The organism is Pseudomonas sp. S30_BP2TU TE3576, from assembly GCF_050436025.1.
Lineage (GTDB): Bacteria > Pseudomonadota > Gammaproteobacteria > Pseudomonadales > Pseudomonadaceae > Aquipseudomonas.
The window spans coordinates 5,230,001-5,253,252 of record NZ_JBNDLK010000001.1; the positions used below are offsets into that span (position 1 = coordinate 5,230,001).

Consider the following 23,252-nt stretch of genomic DNA (forward strand, 5'->3'; position numbering starts at 1 on the left):
GATTCATCATGCAAGCACTTAACAACCTCAACCTGGCCTCCCTGCTCGACACCCTGGTCAGCCTCAGCGCGGCCTTTATCCTCGGCGGCCTGATCGGTTTCGAGCGTCAGTACCGGCAACGCACCGCCGGCCTGCGCACCAACGTGCTGGTGGCGGTGGGCGCGGCGATTTTCGTCGACATGGCCAACCGGCTGGCCGGTGCCGAGGGCGCGGTGCGGGTCGTGGCGTACGTAGTCTCCGGCATCGGTTTTCTCGGTGCCGGGGTGATCATGCGTGAAGAAGGCAACGTGCGCGGCCTCAATACCGCCGCGACCCTCTGGACCTCGGCGGCCGTGGGCGCCTGCGCCGGCGCCGACCTGCTGGCCGAAGCGTTGCTCGGCACGCTGTTCGTGCTCGCGGCCAACACCTTGCTACGGCCGATCGTCAACAACATCAACCGTCAGCCGCTGGATGTGATTTCGGCAGAAGTCACCAACATCGTCTATGTCATTGCCCGGCGTACGCAGCAAAAAACCGTGCTGGCCTTGCTCGAGGCCGAGCTGGAACGCAGCAACTATCCGGCCAGCGATGTCGATGTGCATGCCTTCGGCACGGATGAAATAGAAATCGAAGCCACCCTGGCGACCACCTCGGTCGATGGTGATGAACTGGATGCGCTGGTGGCGCGGATTTCGACGTCGACCCTGGTGGTGCAGGCGTTCTGGAGTCCGAGTACTACGGAGTGAAGGCCAAGGTTTCCCTGGCAAACGTCAGACTAACCGGCATTTATTTAGGAATATTCCTACATAAACCTAGGAGGGTCTTCCGTAGGCTTTGCGGCCTCTTGAAACCGACATCCTTTTGGAGGTCACCTTGCCGGATAAATCCTTGCGCATCCTGATCGCCGATGCGCAGCACTTCAACCGCCTGCGGATCGAGCGGCTGTTCAACCAGCTCGGCTACTTCCGGGTGGCACCGGTGCAGAGCCTCGACGAGCTCCTTCCTCTGGTGGAGTACGCTGGCGAGCCTCTGGATCTGGTGCTCGTCAATGGGGCGATGGCCAGCGAAGGGCTGGACCTGTTCAGTTTCCTGGCCGACAACCCGCATGTTCATCACGGGTTTATCTTCAATGACCAGCAGGTGCCGGTGCCGCCCGTCGCAGCCAAAGTGCAGGTCAGCCAGGCCGTGCTGCCTGACCTGGCGGCGATTACGCAGTTGATGAGCGCCATTGATTGTGGATTACCGTTCGTCGGAACTGTCATTTCTGTCAGGTAGTTCTTTTCAGCCTTCCATGCAAAAGTCTATGCGCAGCGTTGTGCCCAACCGCTGCGGTGCCTGGAGGGCATTTTTTTGCCCGATCGTGTTGTTTTGCACGGGAGTTGTCATGAAGTCAGCACTGATTGTGGAAGATCATCCGGTGGTTCGCTCCATGATCAAACTCGTACTCAAGGGCGAAGGGTTCAAGCGGATCTACGAGGCCTCCCGTGGCGATCAGGTCTTGTCGTTGATTCGCGAGCATCAACCGGATGTCGTGCTGCTTGATCTGGGCCTTCCCGGTGTGGCGGGGCTTGAGGTGATGGATCGCATCAAGGCCGAAGACACGCGATGCCGCGTGGTGGTGTTCACCTCGCTGGAGGCCCAGTTTTATCAGGACCGGTGCATGCGTGCCGGGGCTGTGGCCTATGTTTCCAAGAGCAAGGACCTGGATGACTTGAAGGCGGCGGTGAATTGCGTGATGGCCGGCTACACCTATTTCGCTCAGATCTCCTCGAGCTCCGTGTCGATGGGGGAGTTGCAACGCAGTGAAAAGCAGTTGATCGACAAGCTCTCCAATCGTGAGTTGACCATTTTGCAGTACCTGGCCCGGGGTTCGAAAAACCTGGAAATCGCCGAGATCATGCACCTGAGCTACAAGACCGTCAGTACCTACAAGACCCGGCTCACCCTCAAGCTCAACATGAGCTCGTCGGTGCATTTGAGGGATTTCGCCCTGCGCAATCATTTGATCTGAATGAACGCTTTCCGACGACTGGCAGGTTGGGTGCTGACTGGCCTTCTTCTATGGGCATCGACGGTCTGTGCACAACAGTCGTTGAGCTTGTTGGGACGCTCGAGTGCCGAAGGCCTGAGCGCCGGGTTGTCGGACACCGAGTTGCGCTGGCTGCAGCAAAAGGGCCGATTGGTGCTGGCCGTCTCGGCTCCGGATTATCCCCCCTTCGAGTTCAACACGGCGGGCAAGGTGTTCGAGGGCGTCACAGCCGATTACGCCGGATTGCTCGAACAATTGTTGAATGTGGTCATAGAGGTTCGACGTTATCCGTCGCGGGCCGACGCGGTACAGGCCATCAAGGAGGGGCAGGCAGACCTGCTGGGAACGGCCAATCGATTTGAAGCCGAAGATCCACAGTTACAGATGTCCAGTGCCTATGCGGTCGATCAACCGGTGCTGGTCACGCGCACCGATTTCCCTCCGGTGCTCGACCCGACACTGGCCGGCAAGCGCCTGGTGATGCTGTATCACTACTTGCCCGAATACAGCGTGCAACAGTTCTATTCCAAAGCGCAGGTCCAGCTGTTTCCCTCGACACTGGCGGCGATGGGCGCGGTGGCGTTCGGTCAGGCCGATGTCTACCTCGGCGATGCGATCAACGCTCATTATCTGATCAGCAAGAATTACCTGAACAACGTGCAGTTGACGGATTTTTCGCCCATGGAGTCCGGGCGTTTTGCCTTTGCGATGGCCCGTGACAACGTGCCGCTGTTACGCATCGTCAACAAGGCGCTGGCGGCCATCACCACCAATGAACAAATGAACATCCTGCGCCGTTGGGGGGCCAACGGGGTGTCTATCCCGGGCACCCAGTCCTTGCAATTGAGCGTGGCCGAACAGCACTGGCTCCAGCGCCACCCGCGCGTGCGAGTTGCGATCAACGAAAATATCCCGCCGATTACATTTGTCGACAGTGAAGGCAAGTTTCGCGGTATCGGTGTCGATGTGCTGGCGAAAATCACTTTGCGCACCGGGTTGCAATTTGACATCCAGGGCATGAAGTCGGTGGCCGAGATGATGACCGGCATCACGAGCGGCCAGATCGATGTGCTGGCCGGTATCGGCCTCAGTTCCCAGCGTGAAGATGAATTGCGGTTCACCCGTTCGTTTCTGAGCAGCCCGTCGGTGCTGGTGACCCGCGTGGCCGTGGACAGCCCCAGGACGCTGGATGACATGGCGGGGAAATCCCTGGCGCTGACCCGGGGCAACATTGCCAGCGAGTACATTAGCCAGCATTACCCGCTGATCCAGCAGGTGGATGCGCCACTGTCGACGGACGCCATGGAAATGGTCGCACAGGGCAAGGCCCAAGGTGGCATCAACTCCTTGATCAGCGCCCGTTACCTGATTTCCCGGCAGTATCGCGATCGCTTGCAAGTGACCAGCACCGTGGGCACCGACCCCGCTCGAAGCACCCTGGCAACCAGTCGTGAGGCCACCGAGCTGCATTCGATTCTGGACAAGGCGCTACTGAGTATCCCACCCGAAGAAATTGACGAGCTGACTCAACCCTGGCGCTATGACTCGATGGTCGAGCAGAGTTACTGGCTGCGACACCGGCAGGCGATCGTGCAGGCGTTTGCGGTGGCAGGTGTCTTGCTATCGCTGGCGTTGGCCGGGATCGTCTGGCAGCGGCGCCAGATTCGTCAGCGTCAGCAATTGCTCGGACAACTGCAGGAAGCCAAGGACGCGGCCGACGACGCCAATCGGGCCAAGACCACGTTCCTGGCCACCATGAGCCATGAAATCCGCACGCCGATGAACGCATTGATCGGCATGCTCGAGCTGGCGCTGAAACGAGCTGATGAAGGCGTGACCGACCGCGCCGCCATCGAGGTGGCGTCCAACGCCGGGCAGCAGTTGCTGGATTTGATCGGCGACATTCTGGATGTCGCCCGGATCGAATCCGGGCATTTGTCGTTGGCGCCGGAGCGGGTCAATCTGCATGCGCTGGTGACGTCGGTCTGCCGGGTATTCGAAGGGCTGGCGGTGCAGAAGAATCTGCAGTGGCAGGTCGAGCTCGATGCACACAGTGACTGCGACGTGATGCTCGATCCCACGCGCTTCAAACAGGTGCTGTCCAATCTGCTGAGCAATGCGATCAAGTTCACCCGTGAAGGCCAGGTGAACCTGACGCTGCGGGTGCTGCCGCAAGCACCGGCGCATCTCGCGGTCAGCGTACACATCGAGGACAGTGGCATCGGTATCAGCGCTTTCGACCAGCAACGCCTGTTCAGTCCGTTCGTGCAGGCGGGCAACAGCCAGCAGACGGCCCGGCAGGGTTCCGGCCTGGGCCTGGTAATCAGTCGCACCCTGTGCGAAATGATGGGCGGCCGGTTGCAACTCGACAGTGAACCTGGGCGCGGCACGCGGGTGCACATCAGCCTGGTGCTGCCCATCCTGCAAGCGTTGCCGGTCGAAGTGGTGTCCCTAGGGCCGGAGCCGCTCGCGACCCGGGCGTTGACGATTCTGGTGGTCGATGATTATCCGGCCAATCGCCTGTCGCTCTCGCGGCAACTGAGCTATCTGGGCCACCGTGTGGTGCTCGCGGAGGACGGGGTGCAGGGGCTTGAACAATGGCGCGGGCAGGGGGTCGATCTGATCATCACCGACTGCAACATGCCGGTGCTCAGCGGTTACGAGTTGGCGGGTGCGATACGTGAGCAAGAGCAGCTGCAAGGTCTGTCGCCGACGCTGATTCTGGGCTTTACCGCTAATGCGCAGACCGAAGAGAAAGCCCGGTGTCGGGCGGCGGGCATGGATGATTGCCTGTTCAAACCCATTCGCCTGGTGGATTTGCAGGCGTGGCTCGCCCAGCGGTTTCCCAGTGCACCTCCAGCGGCAATCGAGACTCCTGGCTTCGCCGAGTTCGATTTGAGCGGGCTGGAGCGCTATGCGGATTCGGACCGTGAGCTGATCGATCAACTACTGCGCGATCTGGCGCTGACCAACCGCGAGGATCGCGTGCATTTGCTGGCCTTGCACACCAGCGACAATCACCCTGGTTTGCAGGCACTGGTACACCGGATCAAGGGTGGGGCGTTGATGGTGCGAGCGTTTGGCCTGGTGGAGTGTTGCGAACAACTGGAGCGGGCGTGCCATGACGGCCGCAGGGCACTGATCGACGACGCCGTCGACCAGTTGCAGCAAGCCATGGCCCGCCTGGATCAAAGTCTCGAGCAGGATTGAGGCTCAATCCCAGTTCGGCGCGATACCTTTTGGGCTGGTTAGCCGCTGGCCGCGATCCAGCGTTGCGATCAAGTCCATGTCGGCCTCGCTCAAGGTTAGCTCGCGAGCCTTCAAATTGCTTTCAAGGTTGGTCCGGCGAGTGGACGACGGGATCACTGCGTAGCCCGATTGCAGGGCCCAGGCCAGGGTGACCTGAGCCGGTGTCGCTTGCAGGCGTTCGGCGATCTGCTGGACGAGTGGGTCCTTGAGGATTTCACCGTACGCCAGGGTCATGTACGACGTGATGCCGATGCCCTGGCTCTGCGCGAACGCGACGACCTTGCGGTTTTGCAGGTACGGATGCAGTTCGATCTGGTTGGTTGCGATGTGCTCGGCACCGATGGCCGCAATCGCCTGTTTCATCAGGTCTACGGTGAAGTTGGACACGCCGATCTGCCGGGTCAGGCCCAGGCGCTTGGCTTCGAGCAGGGCGCCCATGAATTCTGCGACAGGCACTTGATCGTCCGGCGACGGCCAGTGAATCAGGGTCAGGTCCAGGTAGTCGGTCTGCAATTTGCGCAGGCTTTCTTCAAGGCTGTCGATCAGACGATCCCCGGAGAAGTTGGCAACCCAGATCTTGCTGGTGATGAACAGTTCTTCCCGGGCGATGCCGCTGGCGGCGATTGCCTCGCCGACTTCGGCTTCGTTTTCGTAAATTTGCGCGGTATCGATCGCCCGGTAACCGAGCGCAAGGCCGGTGCTCACCGAATCGATGACCACCTGGCCTTGCAAGCGAAACGTACCCAGACCGAAGGCGGGAATGGACATTGATGACTCCAGAGGTTGCAGTGGGAATGGGCGCGAGTATCCGCGCCTGCATCCGTGAGAAAAACCGCTGGAGCGGCAAAGCAATGTTTACCGCAAGTCAAGAATCACCGGCAGTCTGGTTGGGTGATGGTGTCTGATCCGCCGCCTTCGCGAGCAAGCCCGCTCCCACATTTGGAATGCTTTCCCCTGTGGGAGCGGGCTTGCTCGCGAAGGCCGCGACTCGGTCCAAAGCCTTACCCCCCATCAGCTTGCCGCTTGCCGCTAAAAGCTTGTAGCTGCCATCAGGCAATATCACTGCGGCTGAATTCTTCCCCGAGAAAGTCGATCAACGTGCGCACCGATGGCAACAAGCCGCGACGCGACGGGAAGATCGCATGGATGACACCGCTTTTCGGTGCCCATCCCGGCACCAACTCGACCAATTGTCCGGTGGCAATTTCGTCGCGCACCACCACGCTGGGCAGATGCACGATGCCGATTCCGGCAACTGCCGCATGGCGCAAGGCCAACAGGTCATCGGTGACCATCCTCGGCGCGTGACGAATCATCGCGGTGCTGCCATCTGCACCGAACAGTTCCCACTGATACTCGCGTTGCGCCGCGCCCCAGTGCAGGCTCGGCAAGCCGCTGAGGTCGGCCGGGGAGGCCGGTGTCGACAGGCGCGAGACAAAGGCCGGGCTGCCGACCACGCTCTGGGTGCTGTTGCCCAGCACCTTCATCACCATGTCGGTGTTCTCCAGCGGGGGGAAGCGCACCCGCAGGGCAATGTCGAAGCCCTCATGGATCAGGTCGACCCGGCGGTTGGTGCTCTCGATGAACAACTCCACCAATGGGTACTTGAGCATGTAGCGGGTCAGCATCGGTCCGACCCAGGAGTTGAGCAGCGCCGTCGGACAACTGACACGCACCAGGCCCTGGGGCTCGGAGCGGTTGCGCTCGATCAGTTCGGCGGCGCTTTCCGCTTCCACGCGCATGGCCAGGCAGCGCTGGTAATAGGCCTGGCCGATTTCCGTCAATGAGCAATGCCGGCTGGTGCGGTGCAGCAGGCGTACACCAAGGCGTTCTTCGAGTTCGGCGATGCGTCGGCTGAGCTTGGACTTGGGCATGTCCAGTGCGCGCCCGGCCGCCGCGAAACCGTGGTGCTCCACCACTTGGGTGAAGTAGTAGAGGGTGTTGAGGTCTTCCACCATCGTTCTCCAAATAGAACGCTAAAGCTGATTTTTGCAGTCTAGCGCAGCAAAGGTCACGGTTTTAAGCTTTGTCCATGGCTTCACTCACCTCATCAGGAGACACCATGAAAAACATCATCGGTATCTACACCAGTCCACGGACCCATTGGGTTGGCGACGGTTTTCCGGTTCGCACGCTGTTTTCCTACGACAACCTGGGCAAACACATCAGCCCGTTCCTGTTGCTGGATCACGCCGGCCCCGCTGAATTCACCCCGACCACCGAACGACGTGGCGTTGGTCAGCATCCCCATCGTGGCTTCGAAACGGTGACTATCGTTTACAAGGGCGAACTGGAGCATCAGGACTCCACCGGCAGTGGCGGCAAGATCGGCCCCGGCGATGTGCAATGGATGACCGCTGCCTCGGGGATCCTGCATGAAGAGTTTCACTCCGAAAGCTTCGCCAAAAGCGGTGGCACCCTGGAGATGGTGCAACTGTGGGTCAACCTGCCGGCCAGGGACAAAATGGCCGACCCCGGCTACCAGACGATTCTCGATCGCGACATCCCGGGCATCGCCTTGAAGGACAACGCCGGCAACCTGCGCCTGATCGCCGGTGAGTTCGACGGTCACAAGGGCCCGGCGCGCACTTTCACCCCGGTCGACGTATGGGACATTCGTTTGAATGCCGGCAAGTTGCTCACCCTTGATCTGCATGAAGGGCGTAACACCGCACTGGTGGTCTTGCGCGGCACCGTTCAGGTCAACGGCCTGGAATCGGTGCGTCAGGGGCAACTGGCCCTGTTCGAGCGCAAGGGCGATCAATTGACCCTTGAAGCCGGCGAAGACGCGGTGGTGCTGTTGCTCAGCGGCGAGCCGATCGACGAGCCGATCGTCGGCCACGGACCGTTCGTGATGAACACCGAGCAAGAAATCCACCAGGCCTTCGCCGACTTCCAGTCCGGTCGCTTCGGCCGGATGCACGCTTAACCCGTTCCGTTTCAACAACCCGTTCTACACAGGATGCGTAGGCCGGTCCGAGGCCAGGGATGGCTGTTGCCTGTAATAAAGAGGAAACACACATGAGTACTGTCAACGCGGCCAATTTCAACGGCCAGAAACCGACCATCGACCCCAACGATGCCGCCATGTTGTTGATCGACCATCAGAGCGGACTGTTCCAGATCGTCAAGGACATGGACGTGCCACAACTGCGCGCCAACGCCATTGCCCTGGCCAAGGCCGCGACCCTGCTGAAAATGCCGGTGATCACCACCGCTTCCGTTCCCCAGGGGCCGAACGGGCCGCTGATTCCGGAGATTCACGAAGCTGCGCCCCATGCGCAATACGTGGCGCGCAAAGGTGAAATCAACGCCTGGGACAACCCGCAGTTTCACGCGGCGGTCAAAGCCACCGGCAAGAAAACCCTGGTGATCGCCGGCACCTTGACCAGTGTGTGCCTGGCGTTCCCGTCCATCGCCGCGGTGCATGAAGGCTACAAGGTGTTTGCGGTGGTCGATGCCTCCGGCAACCACTCGAAACTGGCCACTGATCTGACCGTTGCCCGCTTGGCCCAGGCCGGGGTGGTGCCGATCGACATCATGGCTACGCTCTCTGAGCTGCAAGGCTCGTGGAACCGTCCGGATGCCGAGCAGTGGGCCGCTGTCTACGCCCAGGCCATGCCGCATTATCAATTGCTGATCGAGAGCTACCTCAAGGCTCAGCAAGTGGTGAACGAACACGAGGTGCTGGACTCCCAGCGCTAACCGGTTACCCCACGCCGATTTCACTCGGCATCGATAACATGCGAGGACTACTGCAATGAATACTTCCTACAAGCGTCTCGACAAGGATAACGCCGCGGTTTTGATGGTTGATCATCAGGCGGGCCTGTTGTCTCTGGTGCGCGACATCGATCCGGATCGTTTCAAGAACAATGTGCTGGCCCTGGCCGACCTGGCCAAGTACTTCAAGCTGCCGACCATCCTCACCACCAGTTTCGAAACCGGCCCCAACGGCCCGCTGGTGCCGGAGCTCAAGGCACTCTTTCCGCAAGCGCCGTACATCGCTCGCCCGGGCCAGATCAACGCCTGGGACAATGAAGATTTCGTCAAGGCGATCAAGGCCACCGGCAAGAAACAACTGATCATCGCCGGCGTAGTGACCGAAGTCTGCGTGGCATTCCCGGCCCTCTCGGCCCTGGCCGAAGGTTTTGATGTGTTCGTGGTCACTGACGCATCCGGCACCTTCAACGAACTGACCCGCGAATCGGCCTGGAACCGTATGTCTACCGCCGGCGCGCAATTGATGACCTGGTTCGGCCTGGCCTGTGAACTGCACCGTGACTGGCGCAACGATGTCGAAGGGTTGGCCACACTGTTCTCCAACCACATTCCGGATTACCGCAACCTGATGACCAGCTACAGCACGCTGGCCAACAGCAAGTAACTTCGGCATCACTCATCCCCCCTGTGGGAGCGGGCTTGCTCGCGAAAGCGGTGTGTCAAACAACATAAACGTTGCCTGACACACTGAGTTCGCGAGCAAGCCCGCTCCCACATTTGTTTTTGTGGCGATTGCAGAATCCAGCGAAATCAATTGCTCCTACACTAAGGCCAATCCATGCGATCTTCGCGTTATTGACCCTGGCTGGAGTTGCTTGATGCTGTCATTGCTCACCGAACACCCGCTGATCTGCGCGATGGCGCTGATCCTGATCGATCTTGGTTTGTGGTACTTGCTCAGTGCCCTTGGCAGTGCCTGGCGGCTGCTGGTGCGGGTGGTGATTTTTTCGTTGTTCAGCCTGCTGCTGTTCAATGAAGGCCTGAACCCGATGGAGCCGCCGCCCTGGGCCGACAACGTAGCGTTGCACCTGGCGGCCACCGGATTGCAGATCGGCTGGTGGTTGTTCGGCGCGCGGACCCTGACCGTACTGATCGGCGCGGTGATGATGCAACGGGTCGGGCATACCGGGCGATTGCTTCAGGATTTGCTCGGTGCGGTGATTTTCCTGATCGCTATCATTGCCGCCCTGGCCTACGTACTCGATCTACCGGTCAAGGGTGTGCTGGCGACGTCCGGTGCGTTGGCGATCATTGTCGGCCTGGCCTTGCAAAGTACCCTCAGCGATGTGTTTTCCGGGATAGTCCTGAACACCACCAAACCCTATCAACTGGATGACTACATCTCCATCGATGGCATGGAAGGCCGGGTCACCGACATCGACTGGCGTGCCACGCGCCTGCAAACCTCCCAGGGTTGCATGGCGGTCATACCCAACTCCCTGGCAGCCAAGGCCAAGATCATCAATTTCAGTCGGCCGAACGATATGTTCGGAATCTCCGTCTCCCTGGAAGTGAGCCCGCATGCGCGGCCGAACACGGTGATCGAGGCCTTGGAGCGGGCCATGCAAGGGTGCCGTGCGCTGCTGGAGACACCGTCGCCCAGCGTCGGCCTGAAAAATGCCAGCAACACCGGCGCGGTCTACGAAATCAGCGGGTTTGTCGCGTCGATGGACGAGAAACGCTCAGTGCGCAATCAGCTATACGACCTGGCCTACCGGCACTTGCAGGCATCCGGAGTCAATTTGTTGTCGAGCGTGGAGCCCAGCCCGCCGATCAACTCGACACGCAAACGGGCGTTGCTGGACAGCTCGCCAATTTTCTCCACCCTGCGTCAGGAAGAGAAAGACACGTTCAGCCAGAACATGACCCTGCAAACCTTTCGCGCCGGGGAGGTGATCCTGGAAGCGGGGGAGATCAGCGATCACTTGTTCATTATCGAGTCCGGCGTGATCTCGGTGACCTTGATGCGCCACGGAACGCCATACGAATCCGGACGCATGGGGCCGGGGGAGGTGATCGGCGAGGCGGGTATCCTCACCGACAGCGCGTTGCCTGCGCAGTTTACCGCCAAGACATTCTGTGGCCTGTACCGTATCGAAAAGTCATACCTCAAGCCGTGCCTGGATGCCCGTCACGACATCAACGACGCAATGAAGGCGTTGCTCGATTACCGGCTGCAAAAAGCGAAAAGCCTGACTCAGGAGCTGCCGGTGACGGTGGCGAAAAAGGGCTTTCTGCAGTGGTTGCGCAATCGGGTGTGAAGGGTGGTTTCCAGGTAGGCGCGCTCAAGGTCCAGACGGCACCAGTGGCCTCCTCGACTTCTGAAAAATTGGCTATTTGTGTATGCCGACCGAGGGACTAACGTAGCGACACACCCACTTGCCCTGGAGCACGCAATGCAATCGCGTACCGATTTCTACACCGCCAGCCCCGACGCCCTCAAAGCCATGATTGCCCTGGAAACGGCTGTTTCCAAACTGCCGCTGGAAAAAAACCTGGTCGAGCTGGTCAAGCTGCGTGCCTCACAGATCAACGGCTGTGCCTTCTGCATCGACATGCACACCGCCGATGCGATCAAGGGTGGCGAAACCCCGCGTCGTCTGTTCGCCGTGACGGCCTGGCGCGAGGCGCCGTTTTTCACCGAGCGTGAACGCGCTGCGCTGCTGTGGACCGAATCCCTGACCCAGCTCAGCCTGACCCACGCCCCGGACGAGGACTACGAAGTGGTCAGTGCGCAGTTCACACCCAAGGAAATGGTTGACCTGACCGTCGCCATCAGCACCATCAACAGCTGGAACCGCCTGGCGGTCGGCTTCCGTAAAATGCCTCAGGCCTGATTCTCAACAATCCGCCGATGCCTCAATGGGCATCGGCACTCGGCGCGGCCGGTGGTTGCACCTTGCGCATCAGGGGCACCATCGCCGTGGCAATAATGAAGCAGACCATGATCATCAAAAACGCGTCGCCATAGGTTTGTGTCTGGGCTTCGCGGTAGGTCAGCAACCAGAGTTGATGCAGGCTGGCGGTGACCCCGGCGTCACCGCTCTGGCCGAGGGCGGCGAAGTTGTTGCCGACCTGGGACAGCCATTGGTTGAGCGCCTCGTTGGTGCTATTGAGGTTCTCCGCCAACCGGGTGAAATGCAGGTTGGTGCGGTCGTTGAGGATGGTCGCACACGCGGCGATACCGATAGCCCCACCGAGGTTACGCATCAGATTGAACAGCCCCGACGCATGTTTGAGCCGGGCCGGTGCCAGGCCGCCGAGGGTCAGCGTCACCGCGGGCGGCACCGCCAGTTGCTGGGCAATCCCGCGAAAAGCTTGCGGCAGCATCAATTCCCTGGCCCCCCAGTCATGGGTGATCGGGCTGAAATCCCACATCGATAACGCGAACAGCCCAAGGCCGGTCATCATGATCCAGCGCAGGTCGACGCGGTTGGCCAGAAAGGCGTACAGCGGAATCGCCATGATCTGGAACACTCCGGTGGAGAAAACCGCCAGACCAATGTCCAGCGCTCCATAGCCACGCACCCGACCGAGGAACAGCGGCGTCAGATAAATGGTGGCGAACAGGCCGATGCCGGTGACGAACGAGAAGAAACAGCCGAGGGCGAAATTGCGATCCTTCAAGGCGCGCAAATCGACAATCGGGTTGGCCACGTGCAGGGTCCGGCCGATGAACGCCAGGCCGGCCAGGCCGCTGATCCACGCGGTGGTCAGAATCGTGCGGTCGCTGAACCAGTTCCAGCGCGGGCCTTCTTCGAGGGTGTATTCCAGGCAGCCGAGGAACAGCGCCAGAAACACCATGCTCAAGTAATCCGCGCCTTTGAGCAGCGACAGTTCCGGTTGGTCGATCTTGACCAGCATCGGCACGGCGACCGCGACGAAAATCCCCGGCACCAGGTTGATGTAGAACAGCCAATGCCAGGACGATATGTCGGTGATCCAGCCACCGATCACCGGTCCCAGGGTTGGTGCCAGGGACGCCACCGCGCCGATGGTGGCGGCAGCGATGACCCGTTGCTTGCCAGTGAAGAACACGAAGGCCGTGGTGAACACCAGCGGAATCATCGAGCCGCCAAGAAACCCTTGCAGGGCGCGGAAGGCGATCATGCTCTGGATGTTCCAGGCCACGCCGCACAGCAGGCTGGTCAGGGTGAAACCCACCGCCGATGCGCAAAACAGCCAGCGCGTCGAAAATACCCGCGACAGCCAGCCCGACAGCGGGATCACGATGATCTCGGCGATCAGGTAACTGGTTTGCACCCACGCGGTTTCGTCGGTGCCGGCGGAGAGTCCGCCGCCGATGTCACGCAACGAAGCTGAGACAATCTGGATATCCAGCAGCGCAATGAACATGCCGATGCACATGCTGGCAAAGGCGAAGACCTTGGTCGCCGTCGCCATGTTCGCGGCATTGAACGGTTGCGCCGGGGCGGCGAGGGCGCGGCTCATGGCGTGCTGGCCACGGCTGGCGCTTGAGGCGCCTTGCGCGTGTCCACTTCAGCGGTCACCGACAGCCCCGGACGCAGGTGGCCGAGTACGCTGTCGGCCGGGTCGAGGTGAATCCGCACCGGCACCCGCTGCACGATCTTGGTGAAGTTGCCGGTGGCATTTTCCGGTGGCAATACGCTGAATTGCGAACCGCTGGCCGGGGCGAGGCTGTCGAGGTGACCGTGGAATTCCTGACCCGACAGCACGTCGGCACGGATCACTACCCGTTGCCCCGGCACCATGTGCGCCAGTTGGTCTTCCTTGAAGTTGGCATCAACCCACAGACCGCTGGTCGGTACCACCGAGAGCAATTGTGAACCGGCCTGGGCATAGGCGCCGACCCGAGCCCGGCGATTGCCGATCACACCATCAACCGGTGCCTTCAGTTCGGTGTAGCCGACATTCAATTGCGCCAGATCGCGTTCAGCCTTGGCCTGGATCAATGCAGCCCGGGCTTGTTGTTTCTGGGTATCGATCACATTCAACTGGCGTTGCGCGGCCAGCAGCTCAGCCTGGGCGCGGTTACTTTGGGCCTGGGCCGTCTTGAATGTGGTATTGGCCCGCTGGGCGCTTTCCACCGAGACGGCGTTGGTGATCACCAGTTTTTTGTAGCGGGCATCGTCATCCCGCGAACGGGCGGCTTCGGCACCGGCAGCGTCGATGCCGGCGCGGGCCTGGCCGATGACGGCCTGTTGCAGTTGTTCGGTGGCGTCGAGGTTGGCCAGCAAGGCTTCCTGGGCGGCCACAGCGCCTTCGGCCTTGGCCAGGTTGGCACGGTAGTCGCGCGAATCGAGACGGATCAGCACATCGCCGGCCTTGACCTTCTGGTTATCGGTCACCAGCACTTCGTCGATATAGCCCGCCACTTTCGGCCCGATCACCGTCACATCACCACCAATGTAGGCGTCGTCGGTTTCTTCGATGAAACGTCCGGCGCTCCACCAATGCGCGCCATATACACCGGCCAGTACCAACGCTGCGATGCCCACTGTTGGCAACAGCAGACGTTTGAGCAGGGGAGGTTTGGCGGCAGTCACCGGGGCAGCCAGGTCGGGTTCAACGGTGGGCATGCTGGTCATGGAGGGTTACCTGTTGGAGCGGCGGTCAATTATGATGGTTGTAATATGACGCGTGTAATATTTTGTGGCAAGTGGTTTTTGCTGCCGGTCGTCAGGTGGGTTGTTCCGAGAAAATGAAATTCTGCGTGCGCTAGAGAACCACTGTGGGAGCGAGCTTGCTCGCGATAGCGGCCGTCCAGTCAACAATGATGGTGCCTGACACGCCGCCATCGCGAGCAAGCTCGCTCCCACAGGGAATCGCTACTGGTTTACTGGAAGCAAAAAGGCCGGTGATCTGCGCGATCACCGGCCTTTTTGCGGCTATTGCTTAGACGCGTTCGAAAATCGCCGCAATCCCCTGACCACCACCGATGCACATGGTCACCAGTGCATAACGGCCACCGGTGCGATGCAGTTCGTGGATGGCCTTGGTGGCGATGATGGCGCCGGTTGCGCCCACCGGGTGGCCCAGGGCGATGCCCGAACCGTTAGGGTTGACCTTGGCCGGGTCGAGGTCGAGTTCCTGGCTGACGGCGCAGGCCTGGGCGGCGAAGGCGATGTTGGCTTCGATCACGTCCAGGTCGGCGACGGTCAGGCCGGCGCGCTTGAGTGCCAGGCGGGTGGCCGGGATCGGGCCCAGGCCCATGAATTCCGGTTCGACGCCGGCGTGGGCGTAGCTGACCAGGCGGGCGAGTGGTTTCAGGTTATTGGCCTGGACCGCGTTACCGGTGGCCATGACCAGTGCGGCAGCGCCGTCGTTCAGGCCCGAGGCGTTGCCGGCGGTGACCGATCCGTCCTTCTTGAACGCGGGCTTCATTGCAGCCAGTTGTTCCAGGGAGGTGGCGCGCGGGTGCTCGTCGACGCTGAACAGTTTGACGCCTTTGCGATCCTGGATTTCCACGGTTGCGATCTGCTCGCTGAAGTAGCCGTTGGCAATCGCATGGGCGGCGCGATTCTGGTCTTCCAGTGCCAGGGCGTCCTGCATTTCACGGGTGATGCCGTTGCGTGCCGCGACGTTCTCGGCAGTGATGCCCATGTGGATGCCATGGAACGGGTCATGCAGGATGCCCAACATGTAGTCGATGACCTGGGCGTTGCCCATGCGCGAACCCCAACGGGCGGCTGGCATCAGGTACGGGCCACGGCTCATGGATTCGGCACCGGCGCCGACGACGATTTCCGCATCGCCGAGCATCAGCGTCTGCGCGGCGTTGATGATCGCTTGCAGGCCCGAACCGCAGAGGCGGTTGACGTTGTAGGCCGGGGTTTCCTTCGGAATGCCGGCGTTCATCGCCGCGACGCGGGAGATGTAGGCATCGCGGGTTTCGGTCGGGATCACGTTGCCCATCACCAGATGGCCAACGAGTGCCGGGTCCACGGCGGCCCGTTGCAGGGCGGCTTTCACGGCCGTGGTCGCGAGGTCGGCCAGTGGCACGTCCTTGAGCGAACCGCCGAACGTACCGATGGCGGTACGGGCGGCACTGACGACGTAGATTTCCGGAGTGTTCATGGCTGGTTTCCTTTCGGTGGATTCTTATCTGTACTGCGATTGAGCAGGGCGTTCAAGGCGGATTTCGCCTCGTCGGTATTCAGGCGCTGGATGAACAGCGTGTTCTCTTCGCGCAGGGTGGCTTCCAGTTCCGGCAACGTCGCCTGTTTCATCAATTGCCGGGATTGGCGCAAGGCCTCCTGGGGCATCGCCAAAAAGCGCTGGGCGATTTTTGTCGCCGCCGCCAGGCATTGCTCGCCGTCATCGAAGGCTTCGTTGGCCAGGCCCCAGGCCAGCGCTTCGTTGCCGTCCAGGCCATTGCCCAACAGCAGCAGGCTCGCGGCACGGGCATGGCCGAGCCGGCGTGGCAGCAACAGGCTGGCGCCGAATTCGGGGCACAGGCCGATGTTGACGAACGGCATGCGCAGCTTGGCGTTGCGGGTGACCAGCACCTGATCGCAATGCAATAGCAACGTGGTGCCAATGCCGATGGCCGCCCCGCAGACTGCCGCGATCAGCGGTTTTTGCAGGTGCGTGACGACTTTCATCAGGCGAAACGCCGGGGCGTCCAGGTGCGTCGGCGGATTCTGGAGAAAGTCCACCAGGTCATTGCCGCTGGTAAAACAGGCCGGGCCGCCAGTGAGGATGATCACGCCGGTTTGCGCGTCTTCGTCGGCGGCCAGCAGCAGGTCGGCCAGTTGCGTGTACATGACATTGTTCAGTGCGTTGAGCTTGTCCGGACGGTCGATGGTCAGCGTCAACACTCCGTCGCGTCGCTCGTGTTTGATCAGGTCGGTCATCGCAGGCTCCGCAAGGTCGGTTCAGGCTGCCACTTTAAGCGCCGGACAAACCCCGGATCTATGGCAAAACGGGTCAACTGCACTGCCGCTTTTTGCCATGCCGGTGCGCCAAAAGCGACACACACCCATTCGGGGTATGGCTGCGCCCGGCCAATCCGCCAATAGTGGGGGCATCCGCTCATCCAGAGCCGAACTCGCTATAAGGTGCATTTGCTATGGGCAAGACGCTGCTTAAGGTGATTTCCAGTCTGTTTGTTGTACCGCTGACTTTGAATGCCTACGCCGCTCAAGGGGACGACAGCAATACGCTGCGGCTGTACAACTGGGCGGATTACATCGGTGAAAAAACCGTGGCCGACTTCGAAAAGGCCACCGGCATCAAAGTCATCTACGACACCTTCGATGCCTACGAAACGGTGCAGGCCAAATTGCTCACCGGCCACTCCGGTTATGACTTGATCGTGTTGAACGCGTCCCTCGCGCCGCCGTTGATCAAGGCCAAGGTATTCCAGCCGCTGGATAAAAAGTTGCTGCCGGGCTGGAGCAACCTGGACTCGAAGGTCTTGCAGGACCTGCAGGGGTTTGATCCGGGCACCACGTACTCTGCGCCCTACACCTGGGGCAGCAATGGCGTCACGTACAACGTCGACAAGATCAAGGAACGCATGCCGGACGCGCCGATCGGTTCGCTGGCGATGATCTTCGATCCGAAGATCGTCTCGCGCTTCGCCGACTGCGGCGTGACCCTGCTCGATGCCCCGACCGAAGTCATCCCCTTGGCCTTGAAGTACCTGGGACGTGACCCGAACAGTGCCACCCCGGCAGATCTGAAAGCCGCCCAGGACTTGCTGTTGTCTGTGCGGCCGTACATCCGCAAATTCGACTCGGTCAATTACCTGACCAGCCTGCCCAACGGCGACGTGTGCATGGCCATGACCTGGTCCGGCGATTACGCCACGGCCATGGCCCGCGCCGCAGAAGCCAAGAAAAAGATCGATCTGGCCTACTTCATCCCCAAGGAAGGCTCGCTGATCTGGTTCGACAACATGTACATCCCGGCCGACGCGCCCCATGTCGCCAATGCCCACAAGTTTCTTGAGTACTTGATGCAGCCGCAGGTGATGGCGGATGTGAGCGATTTCATCAATTACGCCAACAGCAACGCGGCGGCCACCCCGTTGTTGAGCGCCGATGTGCGCAACAACCCGGCGATCTACCCGGACGCGCAAACCCGCGAGCGCCTGTTCCCGCAGAAGACCCAGGATGCCAAGGACATGCGGGCGATCACCCGGGTCTGGAGCACCGTGAAAAGCGGCATCTGATTTGTTCGATCGTTAGTCAATTCGGTTAGAGGTTTATTTATGGCGACGCCAACACGCAGCGTTTTTTCCCCAGCGGACGAGTCCCGGCTGGTCAAGGCCGACAAGGCTCACCATATGCACGGTTATCACGTGTTCGACGAACACGCCGAACACGGCTCGTTGAACATCGTCGCAGGCGATGGCGCCTACATCTACGACACCCAGGGCAACCGCTTTCTCGATGCCGTGGGCGGCATGTGGTGCACCAATATCGGTTTGGGCCGTGAGGAAATGGCCGAGGCCATCGCCGATCAGGTGCGGCAACTGGCCTATTCGAATCCGTTTTCCGACATGTCGAACAACGTGGCGATTCAGCTGTGCGAAAAGCTCGCCAGCCTGGCCCCCGGCGACCTCGACCATGTGTTCCTGACCACCGGCGGCTCCACCGCCGTGGACACCGCTTACCGGCTGATCCAGTACTACCAGAACTGCCGTGGCAAACCCGAGAAGAAGCACGTCATTGCCCGGTTCAACGCCTATCACGGCTCCACCACCCTGACCATGTCGATTGGCAACAAGGCCGCCGACCGGGTGCCGGAGTTCGATTACGCCAACCCGCTGATCCACCACGTCTCCAACCCGAATCCGTACCGCGCACCCGATGGCATGGACGAGGCGCAGTTTCTCGAGTTTTTGGTCAAGGAATTCGAAGACAAGATCCTGGCCATCGGCGCGGACAAGGTCGCCGGGTTTTTCGCCGAACCGATCATGGGCTCGGGCGGGGTGATCATTCCGCCACAGGGTTACCTCAAGCGCATGTGGGAGGTCTGCCAGCGCTACGACATCCTGTTCGTCGCCGACGAAGTGGTGACCTCGTTCGGGCGCCTGGGCAAGTTCTTTGCCTCCCGGGATGTGTTCGATGTGCAGCCCGACATCATTACCACCGCCAAAGGCCTGACTTCGGCTTACCTGCCGCTGGGCGCGTGTATTTTTTCCGACCGCATCTGGAAAGTCATCGCCGAGCCGGGCAAGGGCCGCTGTTTCACCCACGGCTTCACCTACAGCGGCCATCCGGTGTGCTGCACGGCGGCGCTGAAGAACATCGAAATCATCGAGCGGGAAAACCTGCTGGCCCACGTCGATACGGTAGGCGCTTATCTGGAAGAACGCCTGGCCACCCTGCGGGACTTGCCGCTGGTGGGGGATGTGCGCTGCCAGAAACTCATGGCCTGCGTGGAGTTCGTCGCGGACAAGCGCACCAAGGAATTGTTTGCCGACGAAATCAACATTGGCGAGATGATTCACTCCCGAGCGCAAACCCGGGGCTTGCTGGTGCGGCCGATCATGCACCTCAACGTGATGTCGCCACCGCTGATCCTGACGGTTGTCCAGGTCGACGAAATCGTCGAGACCCTGCGCGCGTGCATCCTGGAAGTGGCGGCGGAGCTTCAGGCCAGCGGCCAATATGGCGGCCAATGAATTCGCCCTACAGGCTGTTATCAAGGGCCTGCGCACCCGCTAGACTGCGGGGCATGAGCAAACCAGACGACGATACGCTGATCGCAATGCCCTTCGGGGCCTTGCACAAATGGCATGGGGGAATGCGCGAGGCATTCGCCCATATCGATGAGCCTGACGCCTTGCAATACCTGGCGTCAGCGTTGGCGCAACTGGTGTCGGTCGAGTCGATGATGATCAGCCTGGAGCGCAAGGACCGCGCCCCACAGTTGCTGCATCAGCGCGGGATTGCCCAGGAGTACCAGGTCTCGATTCTGGAGCGCTATTTTGCCGGGGGCTATTTGCTCGACCCGTTCTGCCTGGCAGTGGAGCAAGGGTTGGCACAAGGGTTCTATCACCTGGAAGAGATCGCGCCGGACAACTTTTTCGACAGTGACTATTACAAGACCTACTACCTCAAGGCAGGTTGTTCGGAAGACAGCTACTACATCGTCGATACCGGCAACGACACGAAGATCTCCGTCAGCCTGTTTCAAGGTTTCGGCGGTGAATGCCTGGGCGTCGAACAGCTGAATCTGCTGCGCGCCGTCGAACCGTTGGTGCGCGAATTCATCAGCGAGTTCAGTCAGCGTGGCATGCAGCGCAGTAGCGGGCTCGGGAGCGATAACGAGCAAGGCCTGCGCGATGATCTCAAGCATCGCGTACAGGCGGCTTTCGAGAACTTCGGGTGTGAGTTGTTGACCGAACGCGAGCGGCAAGTGGCGCACATGGTGTTGCGCGGGCATTCGGTGAAGTCCACGGCCAGCCAGATGAGCATCTCGCCGGAAACCGTGCGCATGCACCGCAAAAATCTGTACCTGAAACTGGAGGTGGGTTCGCAGTCGGAACTGTTTGCGCTATTTATCGAGTGGTTGCGCAAGCACTGAGCAAAGTGGAGATCAAATGTGGGAGCGGGCTTGCTCGCGAAGAGGCCGTGCCAGTCGCTATCAATGTCGACTGTCAGACCGCTTTCGCGAGCAAGCCCGCTCCCACAATGACTGCATCGTTTACAAATCATGTGTACGACGCCAAACCCTGTGGGAGCGGGCTTGCTCGCGAAGAGGCCGTGCCAGTCGCTATCAATGTTGACTGTCAGACCGCTTTCGCGAACAAGCCCACTCCCACATTCGCTTCGCAGGCATTGCGGTGGAATTCTTTCAGACCCTCAACACCTTCCCGCCAATCGCCACCGCCACCAGCAACAGCGCCATCAAGGCAAAGGCAAAACTCAAGCTGCTGCCATGGGCGATGAAGCCGATGACGGCGGGGCCTGCCAGGATGCCCGCATAACCCAGGGTGGTAATGGCCGGCACGGCGATGCTTTCGGGCATGACGGTCTGTTTGCCCACAGCGGTGTACAACACCGGCACAATGTTCGAGCAACCGGCACCCAGCAGCGCATACCCCAATAGCGCGGCCTCCCAGCCCGGCGCGAACGTTGCCAGAAACAATCCTGAAGCGGCCGTCAGCCCACCGAACACAATCACCCGTGTCGCGCCCAGCCGTCCTACGATTTTGTCGCCGGTCAAACGCCCGGCCGTCATGGTCAAGGCAAACGCCGCATAACCGAGCCCCGCATACGCCGTGTCGATGCCACGTTCCTGCGCCAGGAACACCGCGCTCCAGTCCAGTGCCGCGCCCTCGGCGAGAAACACGATGAAGCACATCCCGCCAATGAACAGGACAATGCCATGGGGCACCGCGAACGCCGGCCCCGAACGCTCACTGCCGTAGGGCAACAGATGCGGCACGGCCCGGGCCAGCGCGATCAGCAGCATCACGATCACCACCAGTGTGGCCCCCAGTGGAGAAATACCCAGGCCAAGCAACCCGCTGACGCCCGCCGCCCCGACAATCCCGCCCAGGCTGAACAGGCCATGGAAACCCGACATCATGTTTTTGCCGCTGGCGCGCTCGACGATCACCGCTTGCAGGTTGACCGTCGAATCCACCGTGCCGAGACCCGCGCCGAACATAAACAGCGCCGCGATCAAGGCCGGAATCGACGACACCGTCGCCAGCAGCGGCAGGGCGGCACAGATCAGCAACGTTCCGCCAGTCGTCACCCGCCGACAGCCGAAGCGCGTGGCCAGGATCCCGGCCAACGGCATCGCCAGGATCGAGCCTGTCCCCAGACACAACAGCAACAGGCCCAGGGTGCCTTCACTCAGTCCGGCCCGGGCCTTGGCATAAGGCACCAGCGGTGCCCAAGCGGCGATACCGAACCCGGCGATGAAAAAGGCGATGCGCGTGGACATTTGCTCCAGGCGGCCGGGAACGAAGGTGGTTTGGTTGTTGAGGCTAGTCATATCAATCCCTGGCAAAAAACGTCACGTCCTCAACGGACAGTGATCGACCGGCGAGGGTTCGATCAGTGCCCGGAAAGCTTGCGGAGCAATCAGCGCGACATCGTTACACAGCGCCGGTGTTTTTCGCGATATGTTGAGCCATTCCAATGACACGCGGAGGGCGCCATGGCGCAGAGGTACGATGCACGGGGCAATATTTATATCGTGGTGGCCCCCGAAGAACTGCGCAGCCAGGGCATTGACCTGCCCAAACAGGCCAGCCAGGCAGCGCAAACACTTGAAGCCTGGGCGCTGGCCGCTATCGAGGCTTGCTGTAGCTGGGCTCCCGGCACGCAACCGTCCGGCAGCAAGGAGCATCGCAGCGACGGTTTGCTGGTCGGCCCCTTTCAATCGTCGCCCCCCTTTGATCTATTGATCGTCAACACCGACGGCACCCTGGCCGAGCGCAGCGGCAACGGTCTGACGATTTTTTCCCAGGCGTTGAGCGACCAAGGGCTTTTACCCCGCGACGAAGCCTGTCTGCTCAGGGTTCACCACGACAAATCCGACACGCCCTCACCGGGACAGACTTCAGTGAGAACCGCACAAGTCGAGGGCGCAAAGGGCTTCTGGCTTGATCTGGGCCAGCCTGGGTTCGGGCCTTCGGCGGTCAGTGCCGTGGGGGTTGAAACAGCGCTGTTGAATGGCCGCGAACTCAGCCACGTTGAGCAATTGTCGGCACTCAATGGCGCATGGTCGCGCAGCCAGTTCGCGCGGGTCGGTAATCCGCATTGCGTGACGTTTGTCGAAAACGCCGACGACTTGCCGAGCAATGAGCAGATGCGAGAAGCGCAATTGGGTGAGGGGCTGATGCGCATCGCCTACGCGATGCCAACCGGGGCAGGCAAGCCCTGCGCGGCGGGGGTCAATCTGCAATGGGCAATGCGCTTGTCTGACGGGCATATCGCTGCGCGGGTGTTCGAGCGGGGCGAGGGACCGACGGCGTCGTCGGGGACCAGTGCCAGTGCGGTGGCCTGTGCGGCGTGGCGGGTGGGCTGGGTCAGTGCCGGTGAAGTGAAGGTGACGATGCCGGGTGGCACGGCGCCGATCTTGCTGGAAGAGGAGCGGGGGGAATTGAGTCGGGTCAGCCTGTTTGGTACGGCTCGGTTGATCGATTGACTTCAAAATAGCCTTCGCGAGCAAGCCCGCTCCCACAGGGTTTTGTGAACGACACAAATCTACTGTGGGAGCGGGCTTGCTCGCGAAGAGGCCAGATCAGTCAACACCA

Annotated in this window: 20 protein-coding genes; 13 read left to right on the forward strand and 7 right to left on the reverse strand. The window is 60.8% G+C overall.

The features are described 5' to 3' along the window. Positions 1 to 8 precede the first annotated feature (8 nt). From ABIA48_RS23820 to ABIA48_RS23835, 4 genes are all read left to right on the forward strand, one after another. Positions 9 to 725 (forward strand): MgtC/SapB family protein, encoded by a 717-nt coding sequence (locus tag ABIA48_RS23820; RefSeq protein ID WP_310062028.1) that lies wholly within the window; start codon positions 9 to 11, stop codon positions 723 to 725. Positions 726 to 852: 127 nt separating this feature from the next. Continuing rightward, positions 853 to 1,254, forward strand: coding sequence for a chemotaxis protein CheY (locus ABIA48_RS23825; RefSeq protein WP_429491785.1), 402 nt, complete (start codon positions 853 to 855; stop codon positions 1,252 to 1,254). Positions 1,255 to 1,363: 109 nt separating this feature from the next. Continuing rightward, a complete protein-coding gene (locus tag ABIA48_RS23830) occupies positions 1,364 to 1,990 on the forward strand; it encodes a response regulator (RefSeq protein WP_429491787.1) in 627 nt (208 codons plus the stop codon). After that, entirely contained in the window at positions 1,991 to 5,218 is a 3,228-nt protein-coding gene (locus tag ABIA48_RS23835) for a transporter substrate-binding domain-containing protein (protein ID WP_429491789.1), read from the forward strand. It begins immediately after the preceding gene. 3 nt (positions 5,219 to 5,221) lie between these two features. On the opposite strand, the gene dkgB is transcribed toward ABIA48_RS23835, so the two are convergent. Next, positions 5,222 to 6,025: a 2,5-didehydrogluconate reductase DkgB gene (dkgB, locus tag ABIA48_RS23840; protein WP_429491791.1), complete on the reverse strand. Its 804-nt coding sequence runs from the start codon at positions 6,023 to 6,025 to the stop codon at positions 5,222 to 5,224. 281 nt (positions 6,026 to 6,306) lie between these two features. Further along, on the reverse strand, positions 6,307 to 7,215 hold the full coding sequence (locus ABIA48_RS23845; RefSeq protein WP_310062042.1) for a LysR family transcriptional regulator: 909 nt from the start codon (positions 7,213 to 7,215) through the stop codon (positions 6,307 to 6,309). A gap of 104 nt (positions 7,216 to 7,319) precedes the next feature. Between ABIA48_RS23845 and ABIA48_RS23850 the strand changes: the two genes are divergently transcribed. From ABIA48_RS23850 to ABIA48_RS23870, 5 genes are all read left to right on the forward strand, one after another. Next, a complete protein-coding gene (locus tag ABIA48_RS23850) occupies positions 7,320 to 8,186 on the forward strand; it encodes a pirin family protein (RefSeq protein ID WP_429491794.1) in 867 nt (288 codons plus the stop codon). Between the two features lie 92 nt (positions 8,187 to 8,278). Further along, a complete protein-coding gene (locus ABIA48_RS23855) occupies positions 8,279 to 8,962 on the forward strand; it encodes an isochorismatase family protein (protein ID WP_429491796.1) in 684 nt (227 codons plus the stop codon). A gap of 55 nt (positions 8,963 to 9,017) precedes the next feature. Beyond that, positions 9,018 to 9,644 carry an isochorismate family cysteine hydrolase YcaC gene (ycaC, locus tag ABIA48_RS23860; RefSeq protein WP_429491798.1) on the forward strand — a complete coding sequence of 209 codons (627 nt, stop codon included), beginning with the start codon at positions 9,018 to 9,020 and terminating at the stop codon, positions 9,642 to 9,644. 214 nt (positions 9,645 to 9,858) lie between these two features. Continuing rightward, entirely contained in the window at positions 9,859 to 11,301 is a 1,443-nt protein-coding gene (locus tag ABIA48_RS23865; RefSeq protein ID WP_429491800.1) for a mechanosensitive ion channel domain-containing protein, read from the forward strand. Positions 11,302 to 11,436: 135 nt separating this feature from the next. Continuing rightward, entirely contained in the window at positions 11,437 to 11,877 is a 441-nt protein-coding gene (locus ABIA48_RS23870) for a carboxymuconolactone decarboxylase family protein (RefSeq protein ID WP_007984219.1), read from the forward strand. 22 nt (positions 11,878 to 11,899) lie between these two features. Here the strand turns inward: ABIA48_RS23870 and ABIA48_RS23875 are convergent, their stop codons facing one another. From ABIA48_RS23875 to ABIA48_RS23890, 4 genes are all read right to left on the reverse strand, one after another. Beyond that, a complete protein-coding gene (locus tag ABIA48_RS23875; protein ID WP_007984221.1) occupies positions 11,900 to 13,492 on the reverse strand; it encodes a DHA2 family efflux MFS transporter permease subunit in 1,593 nt (530 codons plus the stop codon). Next, on the reverse strand, positions 13,489 to 14,610 hold the full coding sequence (locus ABIA48_RS23880; RefSeq protein WP_429491803.1) for an HlyD family secretion protein: 1,122 nt from the start codon (positions 14,608 to 14,610) through the stop codon (positions 13,489 to 13,491). Before ABIA48_RS23880 ends, ABIA48_RS23875 begins: the two co-directional genes overlap by 4 nt. A gap of 307 nt (positions 14,611 to 14,917) precedes the next feature. Beyond that, positions 14,918 to 16,099 (reverse strand): acetyl-CoA C-acyltransferase family protein, encoded by a 1,182-nt coding sequence (locus ABIA48_RS23885; RefSeq protein WP_429491805.1) that lies wholly within the window; start codon positions 16,097 to 16,099, stop codon positions 14,918 to 14,920. Further along, on the reverse strand, positions 16,096 to 16,878 hold the full coding sequence (locus tag ABIA48_RS23890) for an enoyl-CoA hydratase-related protein (protein ID WP_429491807.1): 783 nt from the start codon (positions 16,876 to 16,878) through the stop codon (positions 16,096 to 16,098). Before ABIA48_RS23890 ends, ABIA48_RS23885 begins: the two co-directional genes overlap by 4 nt. A gap of 215 nt (positions 16,879 to 17,093) precedes the next feature. On the opposite strand from ABIA48_RS23890, the gene ABIA48_RS23895 reads away from it, so the two are divergent. The 3 genes from ABIA48_RS23895 to ABIA48_RS23905 are packed head-to-tail and all read left to right on the forward strand — an operon-like array spanning position 17,094 to position 20,563. Then, on the forward strand, positions 17,094 to 18,200 hold the full coding sequence (locus ABIA48_RS23895; protein ID WP_429491809.1) for a polyamine ABC transporter substrate-binding protein: 1,107 nt from the start codon (positions 17,094 to 17,096) through the stop codon (positions 18,198 to 18,200). Positions 18,201 to 18,239: 39 nt separating this feature from the next. Then, positions 18,240 to 19,658, forward strand: a complete 1,419-nt coding sequence (locus ABIA48_RS23900; protein WP_429491810.1) for an aminotransferase — start codon at positions 18,240 to 18,242, stop codon at positions 19,656 to 19,658. Further along, positions 19,655 to 20,563 carry a helix-turn-helix domain-containing protein gene (locus ABIA48_RS23905; protein WP_429491812.1) on the forward strand — a complete coding sequence of 303 codons (909 nt, stop codon included), beginning with the start codon at positions 19,655 to 19,657 and terminating at the stop codon, positions 20,561 to 20,563. Before ABIA48_RS23900 ends, ABIA48_RS23905 begins: the two co-directional genes overlap by 4 nt. A 270-nt stretch (positions 20,564 to 20,833) precedes the next feature. Here the strand turns inward: ABIA48_RS23905 and ABIA48_RS23910 are convergent, their stop codons facing one another. Then, positions 20,834 to 21,985: an MFS transporter gene (locus ABIA48_RS23910; protein WP_429491814.1), complete on the reverse strand. Its 1,152-nt coding sequence runs from the start codon at positions 21,983 to 21,985 to the stop codon at positions 20,834 to 20,836. A gap of 165 nt (positions 21,986 to 22,150) precedes the next feature. Here ABIA48_RS23910 and ABIA48_RS23915 point away from each other — a divergent pair, with 165 nt between their 5' ends. Further along, the gene (locus ABIA48_RS23915) at positions 22,151 to 23,143 is read left to right on the forward strand and encodes a diaminopimelate epimerase (protein WP_429491816.1); all 993 of its coding nucleotides are present in this window, start codon (positions 22,151 to 22,153) and stop codon (positions 23,141 to 23,143) included. The last annotated feature ends 109 nt before the right edge of the window (positions 23,144 to 23,252 follow it).

Excerpts from the sequence above, each read along its gene's own strand:
- ABIA48_RS23910 (WP_429491814.1), bottom strand. The coding sequence starts at position 21,985 with ATGACTAGCCTCAACAACCAAACCACCTTCGTTCCCGGCCGCCTGGAG.
- ABIA48_RS23845 (WP_310062042.1), bottom strand. The coding sequence starts at position 7,215 with ATGGTGGAAGACCTCAACACCCTCTACTACTTCACCCAAGTGGTGGAG.
- ABIA48_RS23875 (WP_007984221.1), bottom strand. The coding sequence starts at position 13,492 with ATGAGCCGCGCCCTCGCCGCCCCGGCGCAACCGTTCAATGCCGCGAAC.
- ABIA48_RS23830 (WP_429491787.1), top strand. The coding sequence starts at position 1,364 with ATGAAGTCAGCACTGATTGTGGAAGATCATCCGGTGGTTCGCTCCATG.
- ABIA48_RS23905 (WP_429491812.1), top strand. The coding sequence starts at position 19,655 with ATGAATTCGCCCTACAGGCTGTTATCAAGGGCCTGCGCACCCGCTAGA.
- ABIA48_RS23900 (WP_429491810.1), top strand. The coding sequence starts at position 18,240 with ATGGCGACGCCAACACGCAGCGTTTTTTCCCCAGCGGACGAGTCCCGG.
- ABIA48_RS23855 (WP_429491796.1), top strand. The coding sequence starts at position 8,279 with ATGAGTACTGTCAACGCGGCCAATTTCAACGGCCAGAAACCGACCATC.
- ABIA48_RS23890 (WP_429491807.1), bottom strand. The coding sequence starts at position 16,878 with ATGACCGACCTGATCAAACACGAGCGACGCGACGGAGTGTTGACGCTG.
- ABIA48_RS23870 (WP_007984219.1), top strand. The coding sequence starts at position 11,437 with ATGCAATCGCGTACCGATTTCTACACCGCCAGCCCCGACGCCCTCAAA.
- ABIA48_RS23835 (WP_429491789.1), top strand. The coding sequence starts at position 1,991 with ATGAACGCTTTCCGACGACTGGCAGGTTGGGTGCTGACTGGCCTTCTT.
- ABIA48_RS23915 (WP_429491816.1), top strand. The coding sequence starts at position 22,151 with ATGGCGCAGAGGTACGATGCACGGGGCAATATTTATATCGTGGTGGCC.
- ABIA48_RS23865 (WP_429491800.1), top strand. The coding sequence starts at position 9,859 with ATGCTGTCATTGCTCACCGAACACCCGCTGATCTGCGCGATGGCGCTG.
- ABIA48_RS23850 (WP_429491794.1), top strand. The coding sequence starts at position 7,320 with ATGAAAAACATCATCGGTATCTACACCAGTCCACGGACCCATTGGGTT.
- ABIA48_RS23895 (WP_429491809.1), top strand. The coding sequence starts at position 17,094 with ATGGGCAAGACGCTGCTTAAGGTGATTTCCAGTCTGTTTGTTGTACCG.
- ycaC (WP_429491798.1), top strand. The coding sequence starts at position 9,018 with ATGAATACTTCCTACAAGCGTCTCGACAAGGATAACGCCGCGGTTTTG.
- dkgB (WP_429491791.1), bottom strand. The coding sequence starts at position 6,025 with ATGTCCATTCCCGCCTTCGGTCTGGGTACGTTTCGCTTGCAAGGCCAG.
- ABIA48_RS23820 (WP_310062028.1), top strand. The coding sequence starts at position 9 with ATGCAAGCACTTAACAACCTCAACCTGGCCTCCCTGCTCGACACCCTG.
- ABIA48_RS23885 (WP_429491805.1), bottom strand. The coding sequence starts at position 16,099 with ATGAACACTCCGGAAATCTACGTCGTCAGTGCCGCCCGTACCGCCATC.
- ABIA48_RS23880 (WP_429491803.1), bottom strand. The coding sequence starts at position 14,610 with ATGACCAGCATGCCCACCGTTGAACCCGACCTGGCTGCCCCGGTGACT.